Annotated in this window: 18 protein-coding genes; 2 read left to right on the top strand and 16 right to left on the bottom strand. The window is 50.5% G+C overall.

Features of this window, described 5'->3' with window-relative positions:
• Positions 1–21: 21 nt before the first annotated feature.
• The 12 genes from FPG75_RS23975 to FPG75_RS23925 form a co-directional block, all read right to left on the bottom strand.
• Positions 22–2,148, bottom strand: coding sequence for an OmpA family protein (locus FPG75_RS23975; RefSeq protein ID WP_143310582.1), 2,127 nt, complete (start codon positions 2,146–2,148; stop codon positions 22–24).
• An 11-nt stretch (positions 2,149–2,159) separates the two neighbouring features.
• Positions 2,160–3,119, bottom strand: coding sequence for a PorP/SprF family type IX secretion system membrane protein (locus FPG75_RS23970; protein ID WP_143310581.1), 960 nt, complete (start codon positions 3,117–3,119; stop codon positions 2,160–2,162).
• 501 nt (positions 3,120–3,620) lie between these two features.
• Complete coding sequence (locus FPG75_RS23965) at positions 3,621–4,463, bottom strand: hypothetical protein (protein WP_143310580.1); 843 nt, start codon at positions 4,461–4,463, stop codon at positions 3,621–3,623.
• 31 nt (positions 4,464–4,494) lie between these two features.
• Positions 4,495–5,055, bottom strand: coding sequence for an RNA polymerase sigma-70 factor (locus FPG75_RS23960; protein ID WP_143310579.1), 561 nt, complete (start codon positions 5,053–5,055; stop codon positions 4,495–4,497).
• Between the two features lie 430 nt (positions 5,056–5,485).
• On the bottom strand, positions 5,486–5,992 hold the full coding sequence (locus FPG75_RS23955; protein ID WP_143310578.1) for a hypothetical protein: 507 nt from the start codon (positions 5,990–5,992) through the stop codon (positions 5,486–5,488).
• 6 nt (positions 5,993–5,998) lie between these two features.
• Positions 5,999–8,194, bottom strand: coding sequence for a peptidase domain-containing ABC transporter (locus FPG75_RS23950; RefSeq protein ID WP_143310577.1), 2,196 nt, complete (start codon positions 8,192–8,194; stop codon positions 5,999–6,001).
• Positions 8,194–11,325 carry a lantibiotic dehydratase gene (locus FPG75_RS23945; protein WP_143310576.1) on the bottom strand — a complete coding sequence of 1,044 codons (3,132 nt, stop codon included), beginning with the start codon at positions 11,323–11,325 and terminating at the stop codon, positions 8,194–8,196. Before FPG75_RS23945 ends, FPG75_RS23950 begins: the two co-directional genes overlap by 1 nt.
• Before the next feature lie 13 nt (positions 11,326–11,338).
• Complete coding sequence (locus tag FPG75_RS23940; protein WP_161596905.1) at positions 11,339–12,544, bottom strand: lanthionine synthetase LanC family protein; 1,206 nt, start codon at positions 12,542–12,544, stop codon at positions 11,339–11,341.
• 78 nt (positions 12,545–12,622) lie between these two features.
• Positions 12,623–12,820 carry a class I lanthipeptide gene (locus FPG75_RS23935; RefSeq protein WP_143310574.1) on the bottom strand — a complete coding sequence of 66 codons (198 nt, stop codon included), beginning with the start codon at positions 12,818–12,820 and terminating at the stop codon, positions 12,623–12,625.
• A gap of 10 nt (positions 12,821–12,830) precedes the next feature.
• Positions 12,831–13,013, bottom strand: coding sequence for a class I lanthipeptide (locus tag FPG75_RS23930; RefSeq protein WP_143310573.1), 183 nt, complete (start codon positions 13,011–13,013; stop codon positions 12,831–12,833).
• A 32-nt stretch (positions 13,014–13,045) separates the two neighbouring features.
• Positions 13,046–13,219 (bottom strand): class I lanthipeptide, encoded by a 174-nt coding sequence (locus FPG75_RS26095; RefSeq protein WP_161596904.1) that lies wholly within the window; start codon positions 13,217–13,219, stop codon positions 13,046–13,048.
• A gap of 742 nt (positions 13,220–13,961) precedes the next feature.
• A complete protein-coding gene (locus FPG75_RS23925; RefSeq protein ID WP_143310572.1) occupies positions 13,962–14,162 on the bottom strand; it encodes a class I lanthipeptide in 201 nt (66 codons plus the stop codon).
• Between the two features lie 334 nt (positions 14,163–14,496).
• Between FPG75_RS23925 and FPG75_RS23920 the strand changes: the two genes are divergently transcribed.
• Entirely contained in the window at positions 14,497–16,926 is a 2,430-nt protein-coding gene (locus FPG75_RS23920; protein WP_143310571.1) for an ABC transporter permease, read from the top strand.
• A 4-nt stretch (positions 16,927–16,930) separates the two neighbouring features.
• Here FPG75_RS23920 and FPG75_RS23915 read toward each other — a convergent pair whose 3' ends face one another.
• The 4 genes from FPG75_RS23915 to FPG75_RS23900 all read right to left on the bottom strand — a co-directional run bounded on the left by FPG75_RS23915 (position 16,931) and on the right by FPG75_RS23900 (position 20,116).
• Positions 16,931–18,484, bottom strand: coding sequence for a DHA2 family efflux MFS transporter permease subunit (locus FPG75_RS23915; protein ID WP_143310570.1), 1,554 nt, complete (start codon positions 18,482–18,484; stop codon positions 16,931–16,933).
• A gap of 152 nt (positions 18,485–18,636) precedes the next feature.
• Positions 18,637–19,227 carry a TetR/AcrR family transcriptional regulator gene (locus FPG75_RS23910; protein ID WP_143310569.1) on the bottom strand — a complete coding sequence of 197 codons (591 nt, stop codon included), beginning with the start codon at positions 19,225–19,227 and terminating at the stop codon, positions 18,637–18,639.
• 47 nt (positions 19,228–19,274) lie between these two features.
• On the bottom strand, positions 19,275–19,562 hold the full coding sequence (locus tag FPG75_RS23905) for a DUF3175 domain-containing protein (RefSeq protein ID WP_201748003.1): 288 nt from the start codon (positions 19,560–19,562) through the stop codon (positions 19,275–19,277).
• A gap of 281 nt (positions 19,563–19,843) precedes the next feature.
• Positions 19,844–20,116 carry a hypothetical protein gene (locus tag FPG75_RS23900; RefSeq protein WP_143310567.1) on the bottom strand — a complete coding sequence of 91 codons (273 nt, stop codon included), beginning with the start codon at positions 20,114–20,116 and terminating at the stop codon, positions 19,844–19,846.
• Between the two features lie 97 nt (positions 20,117–20,213).
• Here FPG75_RS23900 and ligD point away from each other — a divergent pair, with 97 nt between their 5' ends.
• Entirely contained in the window at positions 20,214–22,754 is a 2,541-nt protein-coding gene (gene ligD, locus FPG75_RS23895; RefSeq protein WP_143310566.1) for a DNA ligase D, read from the top strand.
• Positions 22,755–22,761: the final 7 nt, after the last annotated feature.

Raw genomic sequence — 22,761 nt, 5'->3', positions numbered from 1 at the left:
TATTCAGTAATCAGTAATTTTTTATTGATGCACACATTCCTGTGTAATATTGATGCCGTCTTTCACGAAATAAAATTCCGACCGGCGGTTCTGCTGATGCAGGTATTCCGGACAAGGCACATTATCCTTACACCCATTCCGCAAACGCGTTTCCCCGAAATATTGAACCGTCAGGCGCGCGGGCGCTATGCCCGCGTTTTCCAGCCAGGCGGCGACCGACCTCGAACGGCGCTCGGATAAACGGTTATTGTAAGCCACACTCGCACGCGCATCGGTATAAGAGGCAATCACGAGCGACAAAGCCGTATCCTGACGCAGCATCGCCGCCAACTTATTCAGCACCGGCAAAGCATCCGGCCGGATGGCATAGCTGTCGAGATCGAAGAAGATATCCGGCATCGCATACAGGCGCCTGAGCGAATCACAGTTCTTTGGCCAGCGCAAAGCGCCATCCGGCAAAGGTTCCAGGAAAAGGTCATGATGTATCAGGCTGTCTGTGTCGATACCCTTGGTAGAAAAAGGCAGCACCACTTTCTTCATCCCCTTCATCTCTGCCCTGATCTCATAATCCGTATTGGGCAACAAAGGCCATCCGAAATTGCCCGTAAGAGAGGTAAGCGTATCCCTGCTTTCTCCATTTCGTATAAGCGACACCGTTACCCCCTGCTGCCGCAGGCTGGTGATACGGTTGAACACCGTGCCGCTTAGTCGCAGCTGCAGCGGATTTGAACGGAAACGGAACACATCATCATCTCCATACCTGTTGGAACTGAAGAAGCCATGCAGCCCGCTCTCGTCTTCCGTACACCAGATACCAAAATCATCTTTGGAAGTATTCATGGGATAACCCAGATTCTCCGCCACGCCGCTGGCGGCGCCCTGCGCCCAGCGTACCCGGTAGATATCAAGGCCGCCCAGGCCCATGCGGCCATTGGAAGAGAAGTAAAGGTTGTTGCGCGCATCGATGAAAGGAAAAAGCTCATCGCCGCTGGTATTTACCTGCGGGCCCGCATTCACCGGCTTGTTCCAGCTGCCGTCTGCTGCTTTGGTAACATAGTAGATGTCTTTGCCGCCATAACCGCCAGGCATGTCCGACACAAAGAAGAGCGTGCTGCCGTCTTTCGACAAGGCAGGATGCGCAGTGGAATAATCGTCGCTGTCGAAAGGAAACTCTTTGATCTGCTCCCAGCCACCACTGCGGTATACGGCGCTGTACACCTTCAGGCGGTTGATGCCCTGCTTGTCGGTCCGGTACCTGCCCGGCACATAATTGTTACGCGTAAAGTAAAGGGTATCAAACAAGGATGAGAAGGTTACAGGGCCTTCATGATATTTTGTATTTACATGATTGTCGAAAACATTGACGCCATTATTCCATCCCGGACGTTTCACACCTTTCCAGTCCTGGTAACGGAAACGGTATAAACCCGCTACCTTGCTGTCGTTGCTGGTGGGATAAGTATCATCGTCGTTGAACACATAACGGAACACCACATCGTCGTTACGTATAAAACTCATTTTTCGTATATCCGTATACTTTATACCGGCGGTATCAGTGACCATGCGCAATTGCAGGAAAGGTTTTTCATCGCGTGCATATACTCGTTTGATACCGGTAGACAAATACTGGTTAGTCACAAACACCAGGTTATGGCCGAATAGCGCCGGGGAAAACTCGTCCAGCGTGGAATTGAGCGATGCATATTGTATCTGCCATTGCGACGAATCACGGAACAACTGATCTACCTGTGAGAAATTGTAGGGCGCCTCCTGCTGTGTTCTCATGCGGTACACGCGCAGGCAGCTGTCGGCGCGCTCATACTGCTCATTGCTGGAAAGCGCCTGTACGTATAGCAACAGCCATGATGGCGCTTCTTTGTCGTAATTGATCTGCGCAAACCAGGGCAGGCATTCTTTATAATGTTGCAGTTCCTGCTCCAGCAAGGCGATGTGTTTGATCGTATGCGGATCGCCGCCTTGTTGTGCATTGGCCTGGTGGTACAGTTCCAATGCGGCCGCAAACCGGAGCTGCGCATAGGCACGATCTGCCTGCTTCACCAGTTTGGCGGCCGATTGAGCAATAGCCGGGATTCCGGGGGATAAAACGAGATACAGTAAAAAGATAAAGACGTAAAATTTCCGCTTCATTGGCTGCTGCTTTAGAAATACCGGGGTGATAATATCTTCCCTTTCTCAAAACCAAACTCGTACCGCAGCATGATCTCATGCGATCCGCGGTTATATGCAGCCAGGGACTTATTCGAAAAATCATAGGAGTAGCCCAGCCGGAACTGAGGCGTACATTGTATTTCCGTGAGGAGTGCGCCGCTCTTGTCGGTACGGTAGGAACCGCCGAGGCTCACTACATCTTTCAACCATACCTGCGCATTGATATCAGCCTGTATGGGCGCGCCCTTCACGTATTTCACGAGAAAAGAAGGTTTCAGTTTTACATCGTTATTCATATCAAACACATAGCCTGCCATGAAGAACATATGTTCAAACTTCTGCGCAATCAGCTCGGAAGAATACAAGTACACATCCTTGCGCAGATAACTCTTGATAATATTTGGTGCAGAAAAACCAACATAGAATTTATCCGTGTTATAATACACGCCCGCGCCGAAGGTGGGCAGGAAAGAATTGATGTTGTTGGCAAACACATGATCATTCTGATCGATCAGGCTCACCTGCGTGAGATCGGCTTTATAGTTGGTAACGCCTCCTTGCAGGCCGATGGCCAGCGTGCCGCTGTTGGAAAAGCGGATACGATAGGTATACACGCCGAAAAAGCCGGTGGATTTGGTAACGCCGATCTGATCGTTGAATGCCATGATACCCAGTCCCAGCTTATTATTCCAGGTAGGCATATCCGCAGAGAAAGTAAAAGTTTTAGGTGCTCCCTTCAAACCTACCCATTGATCACGGTATAGTGCTGTAAGGCTCAGTACATTGCGACTACCTGCATATGCCGGGTTCACGGCAAGCGGGTTAAACATGTACTGGGTAAACATGGCATCCTGCTGCGCGTTGACGACAACGGGGCGCAGCAGCGGTATACACAGAATGGTTAACAGACGAAGGAATAAAGTTGATTTTTGTAAAATTTTACACTCCATATCCGCAACGTTTTAAGACACAAAAGGCATGGCAGGTCCGGTCCGCCATTGGCAGACAGTTTCCGGACAAGAAGTTTTTCATCTATTAATTATACTTGATAAGGACTCCTGACGATTAAAACAAACAACACTTTTTACTGGCGATAAAAGTCCCTCTGCCAGATAGTTAGGAACCACTGGTCAAGTCATAATAAAGAGGATATGGGCAAAATCTCCGTTTTACGGAAGGTACGTTGGCTTAGCTGGCACTGTAAAAAGAAATCTAATGACTCTCTGATAACCGCTGTAAATATGGGCAACGACCCTGAAAAAACGTTTAGTTACACAAACATATTCGTACTTAAGTCGGCGGCTATATGAAAAAGGGTGAACCAATTTTTAATTTTTTTTCGGGTCGCACCCTTTTAGCATAGCCTTAAACTATTATACAATATTAAGTATCGCAAATAACGCGAAGGGGTGAATGAAGAACAGATTTTTTTAAAGAGAAGAAAAGCAAGATTATTTATGAGAGATGAATACGGTATCACTGCACATCCTCAGTTTCAGTCCTGTGGCCTGCTCCAGCGGATGCAACAATGCATGCGGCGCCGGTGTGAGCGTAACAATACCATTGAGTAATATTCTTTTGCTATCATCGTCGAGGAAGTGATAATTGAGATCGTAGTGCATAGCGAAAGCTTTCATTACATCTTCCAGGCTGGAATGTGTGAACAGTAATTTATCTTTTTTCCTGGTAACGGGGCGACAGGAAGCCAGGCGGATGCAGCTGTTTGTTTCCCTGATGAAACAATTGGGAACGGTGATCACGCTACTGTCGTCGCCATCGCCATCCAGCAGGATATGATCCATGAGGTTACCTCTCTGTGGGCAGGAGGGAGCACAACAGCAGTTGCAAGGCAATTCGGAACCGTCTGCGTGAATATGATCGAAGCTGGCATTGGTGTTGTACAGCAGGGAAGGATCGGATTCCGGCCTCAGGGCGGGCCTGGCTTCTCTCCTTCCGAGCAACCAAACGGCCATAGCTCCCGCTGCTATCATCACTAGCAGCACGGCGGCCTTAAGGCGGGCCAATTTCAGCAAAGGGATAAATCTGCCTGTTGTGTTTTCCGGTTTCTTTTCAACAGCCGGGGCTTGTAATCCGGCCCTGGCCGCCACTTTCCAGAAATCTTCTTCAACTGGTAACAACAACGACTCGGTAAGAAAGGGCGTTTGTCCTAATTCCCGGAACGTCTCCACCCAACGTGCTTCTTCCTCTGTCAGCGGTATCTCCGCACCACTCTCCTCGTTCTCCAATGCTGCTAAAATTGCGTCCCAATTGATATGGCTATTTTCAGACGACATTGAGTTATTTCAATATTAAGTTGGTCTATCGCTAAAAAGGGGTGAATATAATCATAATAATTTTTAAATTTTCCCTTAAAATGCGATACGCCAGTTTCAAGTGCGTTTTAACGGTATTCTTGCTCACGCCCATTTTATCGGCGATCTCGGTATATTTCATTTTGCCAAACTGGTGCAGGATAAGGATCTTGCGCCTTTGGGCGGGTAAACTGCCAATGGCATCAAACAGCTTGCTGCTGCGCGCCTCATACTCCCGCTCCGCATGCCGTTGCCCGAAGCTGTCTTCCCATTCGTCCGAAGGTAATTGCGAATAATGCTGTTCCCGGGTACGGTCTTTCCGCACATACGATGCAGCCAGGTTCAATACCGCCCGCGTAGCATACGATTTAAAAGTGCCGGTGATCCTGATCTGTTCACGATTGGCCCAATAATACACAAAAAAATCCTGTACCAGGTCCCTCGCAATATCCATATCACGTGTCACCCTTGCTGCACAATAACATAACCAACTGTATTGCTGAGTAAAAAGATCTTTAAAAGAAATGCTGCTCAGCTCATTTCCTTCACTGTCATTTGTAGCATTCACATTCATGCAATCAAAGTTCAAAACATACAATCAATATCCCTTGGCACAATGGGCCGCTCCCTCCATTGGCATAACAATAACATCCCGTCCGCATCGCGGGAATACAAACTACCTAAAGGCTGGTGTAAAACGTTTTAGCGGAATCATCAGTGGTAAACGGGTTACTGGGAATGACAACGTCTCTTGGCATCGATACAATATTTATTTTTTAAATGAATCTGCATCTCCTCGTCATTACAAACAATCAGGGTCTGTTGTAATTAAAGCATGTTCACTTTTTTCAAATTGGGATATGGAAAAATTTGCGCAAAGGTAATACATCTCAGCAGATGTTTATCATATGTTTCGTTTTTCCTGATTAGTCTGGACAGATATTACGCTCTCTATTATTACTCAAGTTAGTAAATCATTTATGATTCTGCATCCTTACCGTTTGTTAATTACTGGTTAAGAAATGCCTTGATAAGCGGTACAACAAGCTCTTTTCACTGATTACAATCTCCGCATCAGCCACCAGCAAGGGTTGCAGAGGGATCACCTTTCCCGTAGCCGTAGTCCTCCCCTGTTTCAATTTTATCCTGCAGGTGAAAGTAGTATCAGAAATTGCGAATGGAATCGTTTGCACCATCCCCTGTAATACGCCATACTGCTCATATGGATAGGCATCCAACCGGATCACCACCGCCTGGCCCGGACGTACTTTCCATACATCTTTTGACGGCACCACCGCCTGCACCTCACTACCTCTCACGGATACACGCACCGCCACCACCTCCGGGAAACGCAGGCAGGCGGCCATCACCAGAGTACATAACAATACAATACCGATCATCGTAATACCGCTGCGCACAATCCACGGCGGCATCTTGCCCATGAGCTCCTGCACCTCTTCACTGCGCACCTCTTCCAGCGAGGCATGTGTAAATGTTTTTTGTTCCGGCATATTTTATCAGGCGCCCAGCTCCAGCTGGTTTTTTACAAGTTCAAAATAATTACCACGATTGGCCGTGAGCGCGGCATGCGTGCCCCGCTCCACAATACGGCCCTTATCCAGCACAATGATCTGGTCCGCATGCCGCACCGTACTTAAACGATGCGCAATCACCACCACCGTCTTCCCCCGGAAGAAATGTTCCAGGTTATGCATGATCACCCGCTCATTATTGGCATCCAGCGCGCTCGTCGCCTCATCAAAGAAAAGATAAGATGGATCCTTATAGATCGCCCGCGCGATCTGGATACGTTGCCGCTGCCCTGCACTGATGCCATTGCCAGCCGTACCAATACGCGTTTGATACCCCGCCGGCAAAGCCTCGATGAAATCCCTGATATTGGCCGCTTCCGCCGCTTTTATCAACTTCTCCTGATCGATCTTTTCATCGCTGATCGCAATATTCTTTGCAATACTGGCCGAAAAAATAAATCCATCCTGCATCACATTGCCGCATTGCCTCCTCCACCACTTCGGTGAAATGCTTTGCAGTGGCTGACCGCCAACGGTGATAGTGCCTTCATCCGGCGCATAGAATTGCAACAACAATTTCATCAGGGTAGTTTTACCACTGCCACTGGTACCCACAATAGCGGTCACCTTGCCTTCCGGAATGGTAAGGTTGATATCCTGCAACACATAGGCGGATTGCCGCGCGCCATAACGGAAGGATACATGATGCAGATGAATATCCCCGCCACTCAGCCGGGAAGGCACGCCCGGCGCGCGTTCCGGCGCCTCCTCTTCTTCCCGCTCATGGATCTCCCCCAATCTGTCTAAACTGATCTTGGCGTCCTGCGCAGATTGAATGAAGGTCAGCAACTGATCCAGCGGACTATTCATCTGCCCGATAATGTAACTCACGGATAACATCATCCCCAGCGTTAGATGCCCGTTCATCACTTCTGTTGCGGTGATAAACGAGATAAGGATATTTTTAAGCTGATGAAAAAAAACCGCCCCCAGCTGCTGATACTGCCCCAGGGCCAGGCCCTTCACATTGATGCGGTACAGGCCCGCCTGCACATGCTCCCACTCCCAGCGGCGCGCTGTTTCACAATTATTCAGTTTAATCTCCTGCATACCGGTGATCATTTCGAACAGCACGTTCTCATTTTCGCTCATCCGCTGAAAACGTTTGTAGTCGAGCGCCTTGCGGCGGCGCAGGAAAAACAATATCCACGTAATAGCCGCCGCACTGAAAAATACAAACACCAATAATATCTTCCAGCTGTATACCGCCAGCACCGCGGCAAATACGAGGAGGTTCACAAATGAAAAAAGTGTAGACAAAGTAGTACCGGTTAAAAAAGCTTGTATGCGGGTATGATCGTTGATGCGCTGACGGATATCACCGATCATCTTCGTATCAAAAAAACGGATCGGCAATTTCATCAGCTTGATGAGAAAATCAGAGATGATGTTAATATTGATACGGCTGTTCATATGCAACAATATCCAGCTGCGGATCATTTCGATAGCGGTAGCACCGGCAAACAGCAATAGCTGCGAAAACAGCACCAGGTATACAAAACCGATATGATGCCGGTTGATGCCATCATCCACCAGGCTCTGTGTGAGAAAGGGCGCGATGAGCGATAACAAACTGGCGAGCAGCAGGCTAAGCATCAGTTGCACTACCTGCCTGCGGTAAGGTTTCAGGTAGCGGAACAGGAAGCGAAAGCCGCTACGGGCGGGCTTCTCCGACTTCAGGGCAAAAAAATTTTCGCCGGGCTCCAACATCAGCGCCACCCCGCGGTTCCGGTTACCTTGCCAGCAACGCTGAAAGGTGGCCCTGTCTACCTTTACCATGCCATGTGCAGGATCTGCCACAAGTATCTTGTCATTTTTTTTATGCCGGTCGTAATTCTGTGGGGGCAGCACCACGAAATGCTGCTGGTTCCAATGCAGGATGCAAGGCAGTTCCACCAGCTCGTCCAGCTCTTCAAAGGTGACCTGCACGGCGTTGGTGCGCATACCGATCTTCTCCGCCGCCTCACTGATGCCGAGCAGGGTAACGCCTTCGCGCGTAATGCCCGACTGCTGCCGCAGATATTCCAGCGGATAGTCGCGGCCGTGATATTTTGCTATCATCTTCAGGCAGGTAGGGCCGCAGTCCATCGCATCCAGCTGTTTGAAAAAAGTGAATCCCATCATCGTATAGTAGCGGCCATGGCCAGTTGTGACAAATAGTATTTTTCGAGGAAGAAGTAAATGACCAGTTCGTGCTTGCGTTGTTTAGCCACGAAGATGCGGTTGAGGAACATATGAAGATGACTGGCTACGATATCGCGATAGCGGTTTTCATCTCTGCAAAGCGATTGTATCTTCTCCGCCAAAGGTGCCGTCACGGCGCTTCTCGCCTGGAACATTTCAATTGCTTCTGTGATCTCGTTCTTCTCATCATCCGCTGCCTGCATAAATGATTGTATCTCCTGCTGATGCTTGCGGTATTTATCGTTGAGTGCTTTGTGCTGCAATTTAGCGCCGCCAAATTCGGTGATGAAGCTCTCCCGCAGCGCGGCCAGCAGGTTTTTGCGTTCGGAGATGCTCAGCCCGAAATCTTCCAGCAGCATGCCCGCGCCGCGCAGGGCCAGTTTCCAGCGGAAGGCCTCGCCCTCGGCGCCATCCAGCATGCTGATGATGCCCAATACCGCCTGGCTGTCGGCCATGAACAATTGCTCGCAATACATTATGGTCTCCGCGCCATATCTTTCTATCTCCCTTACGTAAGTATCGCATTGCACCTTGCTCACCTGCCCCGACGCAATGAAAGGCTGCATGGCGGCGGCGATGCGGTGCAGTATCACATCATTGTTCGCCGGATGCGCGCTGTTCAGAAAACGGATGCGGATATGCGGCTGCGGATCGCCGAAGCGCAGAAAGAAAAACTGCTCAAAGAGGCCATCCTCCTGCCATTCCGGAAGCTGCGCGGCAAAATAACCGGCCAGCAATTCTTCTCCAGTTTTAAATCCACAATAGATCTTTACAAATAGCCATTCGCTGCCGGGCGTAAAAGAACGCATGGGTCCATCCAGGATCATGCGCCGCGGAGCAGCCATCGTAGCCGTTTTGGCGGCAGCAGGCATGCAGGTGAGCGGCAGTAATAACTCGTGCGCATATACGTTGTTTTGCGCATCGCGCACCAGGCCTTCTGTTTCGCCATTGATAAATTCTTTCAGCTTTGCATGGCCTTTACTCCGCAGATGTTCCATCAACACCTGTATAGACGCGGGTTGTGTGAGATCGATCAGTAGTTCATTATCTGCTTCTGCCAGCAATACCAGCGCCGGCATGGCATGCCGTGAACGGTATTCCGTGAAAAAGGACAGTAGTGCGGCCTCTGCTTCTCCCAGCTGCTCTACCTCTTTAAAAGTAAGCGTCCATCCTGCCCTGGCGAGGATAATATTTTTATACACTACACGCGGCAATCGCTGCCGGGAAGCCAGCACGCCCCAGTCCCAGGACAGATGCGATACCACCGACTGATGTTGCAGATCGCAGAGGAACTTATACACCGGCAGGCTATTGAAACTGTAATTATGCGCAGAGCTGAGGCGCGGCATCACGCGCTTGTTGAGCCTTTTGCTGCGGAGGATCACATCATTGCCCCGCACGCTCACCAGCAGGTCGGATACCGGTATCTGATGATCTGCCGTGGCGGCAGGCACGCTGATATACGGTATTTCATAAGGCCGCAAAGCGGGCCTGATCAATACATTGGCGGCACGCGCTTCAGGATAATGCACTACCTCCGCGAGTATGGCATCGGGATGCGCAGCAGCCTCCTCTTCCAGTGTGGCAGCCAGTTTGGCGGCCAACACGGGATCGCCGCTACAGAAGCGGCCGAGCAGGTTGGCGGCGGAAGGGCCGCCCATCGACTGCATCGCAAACTGGTAGTCGCCATTATCTGCCGCCTCCGCAGATGCGGCCAGCACCGTACCAAAGAGATAGCAGCTGTTGGCCATGTTCACCGTTTCCGGGTCGCCCAGTTTTTGAAGGTCTTCATCGGTGATGTACACCGTACCTCCTCCTTCCTTCAGGAATGTTTCGTATTTATCCAGGCATAACTGTTGCAGGGCAGACCAGCTCACCGTCGCGTTTTCTGTAGCGGGGCCATTGGACACGTCTTCCACGAAAGGCGTATGTACCGTTTGTTCCGTAGCGCCGCCATAGCCGATGCCGGTTTCCGCGTCCAGCACAAAGCTGAGCGGCATCTCCCGCGATTCATATTGCTCACGGAAACGGGCCGCAAAGTTGCTCATCTCCGATTGTGATTTCGTATAGCCGTGGCAGATAGATAACAAACGGTTCACCTGCGTGGTAATATCGCTCACGAGTTTTTCGCTCAGGGTGCAGGTATGGGCCGTTTTAAAAAGATCTACCTGCAGCAGGTCTTTCGGCGCTTCCAAAGGAAAAAGCGTTTCGCACATTTGCTGGATGCTATTGAGCCGCGTGCGCGCAAAGTCTTGCTGGCGCAACAATTGCTGCAGGCCGCATAAAGACTGGTACAGGACCTCCGCCTCTGCCACCGACGACAAACGGCTGATCAGCGCCTGTAGCTGATCGGGGCCTGTGATCTGCGGTGAAATATCCGGTATCAGCAATTGTGATTGTATCAGTTCTTCCACAAAAGCTTCCGCCTCTTCCTGCGCGATGGTATCATCTTCCGACAATATCATTTGAACGATCTCCGCTACAGTTGATCCCGCGCGGGTTTCCCCTAATATCTTCTCCATAAATACAGAGTCCTCCACGGAAGTAAGCAGGTACTTGCGGTAGTTATGCTGAATAGTATATTCTGCATAACGGTATTTGTTGCCCGCCGGGTATATGCTGTTGTTCGGGCTGTAACGCAGTACCGGCTTCACTTCCGGGAGTTGCTGTATGTGGTCGCAGATTTTGGTGAAATAATCCATGTCCAGTCGCACATGCTGATGTGCGGCGGTAATATCTTGCAATTGTATCACTGTGTTGCCGGCGATGGCGCCGGTGGTGCATCCGGCGAAAATGCCGTAGGGCGTGCTGCGCGTGCAGGCGCGTACCCAATATTTATAAAGAGAGCGGCGTAATTTATCGAGCTTCTTCTGGTTAAACGCCGCAGGATCGGCGATGGCGCGTTCCAGTTCCCGCAGCAGGTCTTTGGAAGCAATGCACAGCGCATACAGGAACAGCGGATGTGCGGCGGCCAGCTCAGACAGGCTGTCCTGTAACACCTCCCTGTAGCGGGTTACAGGGTATAGCGGAGTTCTCAACAGGAAAAACCCTTTATGCGAAAGTGCCATTTTCAATTATTTTTTATGACAACAAGAAACATTCATCCCAGGCCAGTGGCGTATCATGCAGGTGCGACAACATCGACAATCCCACGCCGGCCCCGCCATCCAGCAGGTCCCAGGCATAGTCCCATTGTTTGTCTTTTCCCTGCCATACTTTGATGCCGTGTTTGCGGCCTTCTTCATCAAAAGAAATTTTCTCCACCGCTTGCCGCTGCCAGTGGCTGGCGCAGTGGTAGAAAGCAATATCTCCCGTCTCGAACCAGAACTTCCGGTAAAAGGCGGCGATGCCGCCAGAACCATGACAGATACAATTATCGAGGATACCTGCCGCTTCATCCGTATTGCGGCAAATATTATAATGCATGATCGCTTTGGCTTCTTCCTGCCAGGCAGGCATGTTGATAGCCTGGCCACAACGCCAGAGCGCCAGCGCTACGTTGAGATCACCATAGCACCATGAAAGACGACTGTTGATCGAATGACCGTCCAGTATGGCTGGAAACAGCGCCTGGAAGCTGCCTTCCGCCGGTGTATTTTTATGATGGAGGATGAAAGGAAAACTTTCGAGCAGCAGTTGCCGGCATTGCTCCTGCGCGATGCCCGCCTGGTAGATCTTTGCCAGTATAATGAGGATGGAGCAGGAACCATGAGCCAGACTGAAAGCATCCACGAAAGTGCCCACCGGCTTTTCATGCGTATAGAAGAGCGGCAGACTGCGGCCGTGGGCGGTCATTTTGCTGTGGAGCATCATCGCATTTACAAACTCCTGCAAGTGTGCCGCTACATCGGGGCGGGCACTGTAATGCAGCAGGAAATTGCACATGCCGGAGCTGCCATGCAGGAAATCGAAATTGAGATGATCGAGATGATCACGGCTTTGTACAATCGTAGCTGTCACGAAATCATCCGCGAGGTATTGCATATCCATCTCCAGGAACCCATGCCTGTTGAGATGATCCAACAGCCAGAAAGGGCCGGTATGGCCGGAACAGAAGGCATAGCTGCTATCTTCCTCGATCGAGTATTGCTCGTATATCTTTTCCAGCAGGGCGGTGGCATTATCTGCCGTAGGATCGGCATACTGCTCATAGTAGAACATAAACAGGAGCGCTCCCCAGGGCCCTTTAAAGAGGCTGTTGGCGTAGTCCGCATCAAAACGCTCTTCGCGGAGCAGCTGGACCAGGTCGTGATAAAGTTGTTGCAGCGGTAATGGAACAGGATTCATTTGCCAGGAGGTTGATGATATACAACCGGGAAAACAGGACATCTTCCCGGTTGTAAAAAAATAAACAGTCCGGTGCTATCAAGGTATCTGGCAGCAGGGACGGCCAGTGCCAGGGCTGGTAGCGCGGCAGCTGGAGATCTGACGGGTGTCGTCTGTACAGAGCACAGATACGCCGAAACCACCCAGCAATTGCTGCTGTTGGTCGGTGTTCAAGGAAGCCACTGTTGATTTGTTCAACAGCAGTTTTTTGCTGAGGTCAATTTTTTTCTTTTTCATAAATGGTGTTTTAAAAGTGAGTTCTTACGCAGTCATCGGGGCAGGTAGCCTCATTGGTTTTTACGCAGCAGACGCTCCAGGTGGTAACAGGCATACCACCAGCGATGCTGGCTTGTTGCGCTTCATTCAGGTTAGCGATGGCATCTTTTTTCAGCAGGAGTTTCTTGCTGAGTAAAGGCTTTTTCTTTTTCATGTGGGTGGAATGAAGGTGAATAATGGGAGAACTTATCTGTGACAGCCAGCAGGGCAGGTCACCTCATCAGTTTCAACACAGCAAGCGCTCCACCAGGTGATAGGCGCGCCGCCATTGATTTTGGCTTGTTCCTGTGCGTTCAGGTTAACAATGGCTTCTTTTTTCAGCACGAGTTTTTTGCTGAGGGATACTTTTTTCTTTTTCATAAACTGGGTTTTAATAGACATACCTTTCCCTCTGGCTGGTGTGACAGCGGGGATAAAGCGGGTCTGGGTTAAGAAATAAAAATAATAGCCGGTTTCATGTTGCCCATATGGCGGCTACCAATATGGCGCCCCTACGGGGCGCAGGAAGCGTAGGTATATCATTTGAGCTACCAATATGCCGCCCCTGCGGGGCGCATGGCGGGGATACATATTGTGCGATCTACCTGTTCATCGCTCCGGAGGAGCGCTATATTGGTAGCCATACAATGCAATCTACCCGTACATCGCTCCGGAGGAGCGTTATATTGGTAGCCATACAACGCAATCTACCCATACATCGCTCCTCCGGAGCGCAATATTGGTATCCATACAATGTGGTCTACCCTACATCGCTCCGAAGGAGCGCAATATTGGTAGCCCTGCGATGCAATCTACCCGTACGCTCCGCAGGAGCGTTATATTGGTAGCCATACAATGCAATCTACCCATACATCTCCGCAGGACCGCAATATTGGTATCCATACAATGTGGTCTACCCATACATCGCTCCGGAGGAGCGCAATATTGGTAGCCATACAATGCAATCTACCCGTACATCGCTCCGGAGGAGCGTTATATTGGTAGCCGTGCAATGCAATCTACCCGTACATCGCTCCGGAGGAGCGTTAATTGGTAGCCATACAATGCAATCTACCCGTACGCTCCGGAGGAGCGCTATATTGGTAGCGTTATATGGATGCGCCTAGCAGGCAACGCATAGATCTTGACCAGGAGGAATGGTTGAACAGGTTTCTACCGCAGTTTGAGTAGTAGTGCAAATGGTAAAGCGGGTAAGGAAGGCTGCGCCACCATTTATGGCTGATTGTTGTTGTGTGTTCAAAGAAGCGATGTGCGCTTTTCCCAGGAAAAGCTTTTTCTCTAAAGGCAGTCTTTTCTTTTTCATAATGAGGGTTTACGGGTTAAATTAAAAGGAGGTAACCATTATCGTTGTAACTGTGCCGTCGATCGTCGGGAAAAGCCAGCGCTGGCCCTCACTGACACATCGTTTCATAGCACAAGGGTTATATTGAGTATTTGTTATTTTGAAGATAAGTATTTTATTAAAAAAAAAAAATTGTTTTTGGCGCCCCTTGCCGATTGTCCGCCTTCGGACAGATACGTATCAAAAGCGGACGTTTGGCGATCGCAGCAACCCGTGAAAAGCCCGCCCGTATTGATCGCTGGATTATGGCATCCCTTTGGCGCTCCTCCTGGCAGCCACTTCTAAATCATTGCTCATGTCAGGTAACTACATTAAAATAGCCATACGTAACCTGCTTAAAAGTCCGGCCTTTTCATTGATCAATATATGCGGACTGGCAGCAGGTCTTACTGCCTGTATTTTACTGGCGCTGTATGTCCGCAGCGAACTATCGTACGACCAGCACCAGCAACATGCCGCCAGCCTGTACCTGGTGAACAGCGAAGCGATGATCGCTTCCGGCGCTAAAGAAGAATATCCGATGCTCTCGGCATCTTACGGGCCGGCTCTCAGCAACGCCTTGCCGGAAGTGCAACAGAGCGCACGCCTTTTTGTGACGGAAGATAAAACGCTGTTGCAGGTACAGCCCGCAGGACAAGCGCCACGCGCCTTTTACGAAACAAGAGGCTGCCAGGCCGATCCCTCCTTCTTCCAGTTGTTCAGCTATCATTTCCTGGAAGGCGACAGCACACATGCCTTGCAGGAAACCAATTCCATTGTGATCACCGATATCCTCGCCAAAAAACTGTTTGGCGAAAATGCAGCGCTCAACCAGGTGATCACCCTTGGCGGTAACAGCGCTTTCAAAGTCACGGGGGTGGTGCGCGATGAAAGCTATCACTCACATATCGACGCGCATTTCTTCCTGCCGCTCAATGCAGGATGGCTGGGCGATTTCCTCCGTACGTCCACATCTTTCGCCACCAACAATATGTTCTATACCTATGTGCGCCTGCAACCCGGCGCTGATCCAAAATTGGTGGACCGCAAGCTGGCAGTATTCATGAAAGACGTGGCAGGCAAGGATTTGCAGCAGGCGGGCTTCAGCAAAAGGATCTTCCTCGTGCCGGTTACAGATCTGCATCTTTATGACGGTCTCAATACGATCGTAACCGCCGTGAGCAGCCGCTCCTATCTTTATATCATGGCTTCTATCGCTTTGTTCATACTCGTGATCGGCTGTGTGAACTTCATGAATCTCTCCACCGCACGCTCTATTCGGAGGGCAACGGAAGTGGGTATACGAAAAGCGCTGGGCGCACGTAAACAGGAGCTGATCCGTCAGTTCCTCGGCGAATCCTTTATCCTTACTTTCTTTGCACTGCTGCTGGCCGCTGGCCTCACGGCCTTGCTACTGCCGCTTTTCAGCCGTCTTAGCGGAAAAGATATGAACAGTCTCCTGCCGTCGCTCCCCTATCTCGCGGCCGCTTTCATCGGGCTGGCGCTGGTCACCGGTTTTGTGGCAGGCAGCTATCCCGCCTTCTACCTGGCCGCCTTCAAACCGCTCGATACGCTCAAAGGCCGCTTCAACAACAGCATTCCCGCCATTGCCTTGCGTAAAGGACTGGTAGTGTTCCAGTTTGTGATCGCCTGCACATTGATACTGGCTACCCTCACGGTACGCCATCAGCTGGATTTCCTGCGCAAACAACCCCTGGGATTTGAACAGGAGCAACAGATCGTGATACCGCTGCGCAGCAATGCCGCACAACATGCCTATACGGTTCTTTGCGAAAATTTCATGCATAACAGCCAGGTGAAAAGCGCCGCCGGCACTACGTTCTATCCAGGCATACCTAACCCCACTACGTTTAGCCTTTACCGTGCCGATCAAACCGTGAACGATATTCAACAGGTAAATGTGAATTGGGTAGCGCCCGGCTTCCTCGAGTCTATGGACTTCAAACTGGCTGCAGGCCGCTTCTTCCGGGCAGGCAGCAGTGATACCAGCAACCGCCTGGTGGTGAATGAAGCCACCCTGCGGAAGTTCGGCGTGCCGCTCAGCAAAGCTGTTGGCCAACAGCTCCATTTTAATTTCCAGGGAAAATTACGGGTGTATGAGATCACCGGCGTGGTGAAAGATTTTCATTTTGAAGACCTGCGCAAACCAATTGCCCCCTATGCCTTCCTGTTGAATGCCAGTACTGCTTACAGTTACATCGTGGTACATGCCAATACCGCCGATATGCGGCAAACCATTGCTGCGCTGGAAAGCAAGTGGAAAGCGCAACTGCCGGGCGAACCCTTTGAATATACTTTTCTGAGCGATGATTTCCAGCGTAACTATAATGCGGAACAACGCACCTTCAGCATATTGAATTACTTCACGCTCATCGCCATCCTGATCTCTGTATTAGGCCTCTTCGGCCTCGCTACTTTCGATGTACAGCAACGCACCAGGGAAATCGGTATCCGGAAAACGCTGGGCGCTACTACGATGCACATCGCCGGGCAGCTATCGGGTAATTTTATCCGGCTGGTGTTGCTGGCCTTTGTGATGGCAGGACCGCTCGCCTATTTCGCTATGCAGCAATGGCTGCAACATTTTGCCTATCACACGCAGATGAGCTGGCAGCTGTTTGCAGCAGCAGGCATTGGCGCATTGTTGCTGGCCCTCGCGGCCACCGGCTACCAGGCATTGAAGGCGGCAGCAGCCAACCCGGTAAAATGCCTGCGTACGGAATAGTGTATCAGTGATCCGACATCACCCGCGCAGGCGCCAGCGCACCTTTCTTTTTGCGCCGTACCAACAGCAATAAAGGGATCATGACCACAAACAGTGCCCCTATCATCAGGAAGGCATCCAGGTAACTGAGCATCATGGATTGCTTTCCCACCGCATATTCCAGCGCGGCAAGCGACCGCTGTTTGGCAACAGGCAGCGTAGCGCCATGTTGCATAAAATAACGTGTGTATTGCTGCAAACGTTCGGCGATGAGCGGATCGCTCTTGTTCAGATGACTCACCAGGTCCACACGATGTACCGCCATGCGCCGCGCCGTATAGGTGTTGACGATAGAAATACCGAAAGAACCACCGAGCTGCCGCATCATGTTATTGAGCGCCGCCCCTTGCGGAATATCTTTCACATCCAATGACGATACCGCCAGCATGGTAAGCGGCGCGGTGAGCAAAGCCACGCCCAGCGCACGATACACGAGATAAGTGCTCAAGGTTCCTGCAGACACATCTCCATTAATGCGCGACATACACCAGCAGAAATAAATGAACAACAGGTAACCACCAACGGTGATGATCACCGGCGATACGCCTCTTTGCAGCATCGCGCCGGAAATGACCAATGCCAGTACCGCGAAGAGCGCGCCGGGCAATAGTAACAGCCCCGTTTGCGTAGGCGTGAAATTTAACAGTCGCTGCGCCAATACCGGCGTAAGGAATACCGATGTGTACAATCCCAACCCCGTCACAAAAGTGAGTGCAGCCGATATCATGAGCGTACGGCTTTTCAGCACCCGCAGGTTCACCACCGGATCAGGGATCGATAGCTCCCACATCACAAACATGAGAAGCGCCAGCACCGCGATCACTGTAAACACTGTGATGTAGCGCGTTTCGAACCAGTCTTCCGTTTGCCCGCGCTCCAACACGGTTTGCAGGGTGCTGACGCCGATCACCAGCAAGGCAATGCCCGTCCAGTCGATCTTGTTCGCCCGCTGTTTGATCAAAGGTTCCTGCAAAAGGAAATAGCAGGAAATAACCGCGGCAATACCAATCGGTATGTTGATATAAAATATCCAGGGCCAGTTATAATTCTCTGTAATAATACCGCCAAGAGTAGGGCCGATCGTAGGCCCTATGAATACGCCGATACCAAATATCGCGCTGGCTACTCCCTGCTTCTCTTTCGGGAATAGTTCAAACATGATCGCCTGTGATACCGACAGCAGCGAGCCCCCGCCGATGCCTTGCAAAAAACGGAATGCTACCAGCTCCCAGATGTTGCCGGCATTGCCGCACATAAAAGAACAAACGGTGAAGAGCACAATGGAGCCGATATAATAATTGCGGCGCCCCAGTTTGTTGCTGAGAAAACTGGTGATCGGTATCACGATCACGTTAGCGATGGCGTATGAAGTGACCACCCAGCTGATGTCTTCCAATGTGGCGCCCAGGTTGCCACTCATCTGCGATAAGGCTACGTTTACGATAGAGGTATCTATCAATTCCATGATGGCGGCCGCGATGACCGTGATGATCAGGAGCTGTCGTTTTAACGGATGCATAGGTGAGCATAATGGAAGATGAGAAAAAGAAGGGCGCCATTGCTGTCGCGGGCAACGGCCCTCCCTTCATCGCAAATCAAAAAAACAGGAAAGCTAAATCAGGTTCTTCTTAAAAAGACCGATCGGTCTTTTTTATCGCAAAAAAAAGGGCGCTATGCGCAGAAGCTTTCAATTTCTGTTTTGAGCGCCCGGGCAATGACTTTCATCTGCCTGGTGTTGCCTTGTACGCGGCCGATCAGGATACTGCCTTCTATCATGGCGAACATTTTTATGGCAAACGTTTGTTCATCTATATCTGCTATAAATTCTCCGGTCTCCTTACCTTTCTGCACGATCTGGCTGATACGTTTCTCAAAGCGGGTAATGGTTTCCGCTACCCTCGCACGCATGGCAGGATTGGTATCATCCGCCTCAATGCCGAAATTGAGGATCGGGCATCCGCCTTTGTCGTGCAAGGCATGCGAGCTCATATAAAAATCCAGCAAGGCAAAGAGCTTGCCTTTCGCGGTTTGCTGGGCGGCCAGCAATTGTCCTATTTGCGCTGTGAGTACGCCGATCAGGTGCGTGAACGCCTCGCTACAAATGGCTTCCTTGCTTTCAAAATTGCCATAGATGCCGCCTTTGGCCATATCGGTCGCCTCCATGATATCACTGATCGCCGTGCCGGCCATCCCCTTCCGGTTGATGATCGGCGCCGCACGCTCAATAATGAATTGTTTCGTTCTCTCCGACTTCGATAGCATAGCCCAAAACTAGACCGATCGGTCGAAATAAACAAATTTATTTTTTATTACGCGTGGTGAAACACTTCTTTCAGTTTCACCTTGGCTTCTTCGAGCGTATGCTTTTTACTGGCCGACAGGTTCTTCCCTGCCCGGTTGATATAGAAATTCAGCATAGACATGGCAGACTGATACGGCGTGCCTTTTCTGTTATGACTCTTGCTGGACGAGCGTTTCAACGATCTCGCAATCTCCTCCGGATCATCTGATCTGAAGATATCTTTTTTCAGGTCCATCGCATGACTGGTAGCCGTCACCTTTGCAGACCATTTCTTTTTTCCGTTTGTCTTCTTCATCACACATGTTTTTTTAATGAAATCTCCAAAGAATATACCGCAGCAAATGAAAAGAGAGAAGACAGGCAATGCACGCCACCAATAGTTGAAGAATGACGGCATAATGATGATAAAAGACCACAGTGCCGGTGGAGAGATCATATACAATAAAAACGGAAAGGATTTTGATCAGGTTCATAAGGGGAAATATTTCACATCATTTGTGAATGTTCAAAGCACACCGTGCCGGACGGCGTTTCCGGTTTAATAAAGAAAAGGGCCGCTTCATTCTCGCGGCCCTTTTATTCTTTTTGATGATAGATCCCGAACAATAGTAAAGGCGCTACCAACTGGCCGGTAAAAAGCCCCAGGTGTTTTTTACCTGCGCAAAACAAAATAGCGGATACGCCCAAGAGGCCCATCGCTGCCAACATGCAGCTGTCTGCTATTTTCTTTGTCTTCACAGCCTCTGTAGTGCCGGGGCTGGTAAAAGAGCCTTCCAGTTCGGCTGGTTCAGATTGCTCCTGTTTACCCAGCAGATCATTCTTGGTAAATTTTGCTTCTTCCTGTACCATAGCTTTCTTTTTTGAAAAACACGCACAAAACCATGCCAGTGGCATCATTCATGAGAGGGCATTAATTGCGTAAATTTGTGACACAAAACCGATCTACATGGGGCTGCAAAAATACCGGCAGAAACGGTCGTTCGATAAAACGCCCGAGCCCACAGGAGGCGCCGGCAGCAAGGGCAAGCTGCTATTTGTTGTACAGATACACGATGCCTCCCGTCTGCATTACGACTTCCGCCTCGAAATGCAGGGCGTGCTCAAAAGCTGGGCTGTTCCCAAAGGCCCGTCTATGGACCCTAATGTGAAACGCCTTGCTATGATGGTAGAAGATCATCCTTACGATTACAAGGATTTTGAAGGCGTCATCCCCAAAGGTAATTATGGCGCCGGCACAGTGATCGTATGGGATGAAGGCGTCTATATCCCGCAGGACCATCATACCGGTGAATCGCTCAGCGAAAAAGCCGCCCTGCAGCATTTGAATAAAGGCAAGCTCACCTTCACCCTGCAAGGGAAAAAACTCAAAGGCGCTTTCGCCCTCATCAAATCTACCGGTCGTGGCGATAATGCCTGGCTCCTCATGAAGCTCAAAGACCGCTACGCCAGCACCACTGATATCCTCTCCAAAAATAAATCAGCGAAATCAGGTAAAACGATTGCACAGATCGCACAACATCCTGATGCTACCTGGCACAGCAAACGGACGAAAAAAAATACACCGAAAACAAAAGCCACACCGCTGGACGAGCTATTACAGCCAGCCCGGAAAAGCGCCATGCCAAAGGCTGTAGCGCCCATGCTGGCTACCCTCACCGACAAACCGTTCGATAACGCCAACTGGCTATACGAAATTAAATGGGATGGCTACCGCGCGGTCGCATATCTCAACAATGGCAAAGCAGATATCCTCTCCCGCAACCAGCTTTCTTTCAATGAAAAGTTCGCGGTGATCAGGGAAGCCCTGCAACAATGGAAGGTACGCGCCGTAACAGATGGAGAGATCGTAGCTATCAACGACGCCGGCAGCCCCGATTTCCAGACATTGCAGAATTATTTCAAACATGGTAAAAGCGCACGCCTCATCTACTACCTGTTTGACCTGCTCTGGTATGAAGGTAAAGACCTCACCCATCTGCCGCTGCTCGCCAGGAAAACCATTCTGCAACAAGTGCTGCCCGCTGATATCCCGCAACTCGCCTATAGCCATCATGTTACAGAACAAGGGATCTCTTTCTATAAAGCCGCCATCAGCAAGGGTTTGGAAGGCGTTATCGCCAAAGACTGCAACAGCCCGTATGTGACGGGACGCCGCACGGGCAACTGGCTGAAAGTAAAACACCACCAACATACCGAGGCTATCATTTGCGGCTATACGAAAGGACGCAACAGCCGCAAACATTTTGGCGCGGTAATACTCGGCAAATACAAAGGCAACACATTGCAATACATCGGCCACACGGGCAGCGGCTTCGATGAAAAAACGCTGAAAACACTCTACCAGCAATTTCAGCCGCTGATCACCAACCGCAGCCCCTTCAAAGTAACGCCGGCCACCAATATGCCCGCCACCTGGCTCAAACCCGAACTGGTGTGCGAAGTGAAATTTGCGGAAATCACAGCGGAAGGTATCTTGCGACAAGCAATTTTCCTGGGCCTGCGGGAAGATAAACACGCTGCCAACGAAAAGAACGTAGCCGTGAAACCCGCTCCTGTTACCAGTTTGCCGGAAGACGAAAAACAAGCCACGCTGAAGGTCAATCACCATCTCCTTAAATTCACCCATCTCGATAAAGTATACTGGCCCGGCGAAGGCATCACCAAAGGCGATATGATCAACTACTATGCAAGCATCGCCGATTACATCCTGCCCTATCTCAAAAACAGGCCGCAATCCCTCAACCGGCACCCGGATGGCATCAAAGGCTCCAGCTTCTACCAGAAAAATGTGGAAGATAAAGTAGCCTCCTGGATCACCACCTTCCCTTATACCAGCGAAAACGACCGTAGCACCAAAGAGTTCCTGGTGTGCAAAGACAAAGCCACCCTGCTGTACATGGCCAACCTGGGCTGCATTGAGCTGCACCCCTGGCATAGCCGCATCAGCAAACCCGATTACCCCGATTACTGCCTGATCGATCTCGACCCCGATGGCAACTCATTTAACCAGGTGATAGATACTGCGCTGGTATTGAAAGAAGTGCTCGACAGCATCGGCGCTGCTTCCTTTGTCAAAACATCCGGCGCTACGGGCATGCATATACTATTACCATTGGGCGCACGCTACACCTTTGAACAGTCGCGCATGCTGGCCGAATTGATCGTACACGTGGTACAAAAACGCCTGCCCAACCTCACCAGCACAGTGCGCACACCCGCCAAACGCAAAGGCAAGATCTACCTCGACTACCTCCAAAACAGACAGATACAAACCATGGCAGCCGCTTACTCCCTGCGGCCCAGGCCGGGCGCGCCGGTATCTGCACCGCTGCGCTGGGACGAAGTAAAACATGGTCTCAAGCCCGCACATTTCAATATCCATAACATGGCCGCCCGGCTGGCCACGGAGGGCGACCTGTTGAAAGGCTTGCTGGGAAAGGGTATCAACATGCGCAGTGTATTAAAGCAATTGAAAGAACTCCTGTAATCAAAAC

This window comes from Chitinophaga vietnamensis, assembly GCF_902167635.1.
GTDB lineage: Bacteria > Bacteroidota > Bacteroidia > Chitinophagales > Chitinophagaceae > Chitinophaga > Chitinophaga vietnamensis.
The sequence above is the reverse complement of the archived record's forward strand: the minus strand, read 5'-3'. Positions and strand labels throughout refer to the sequence as shown.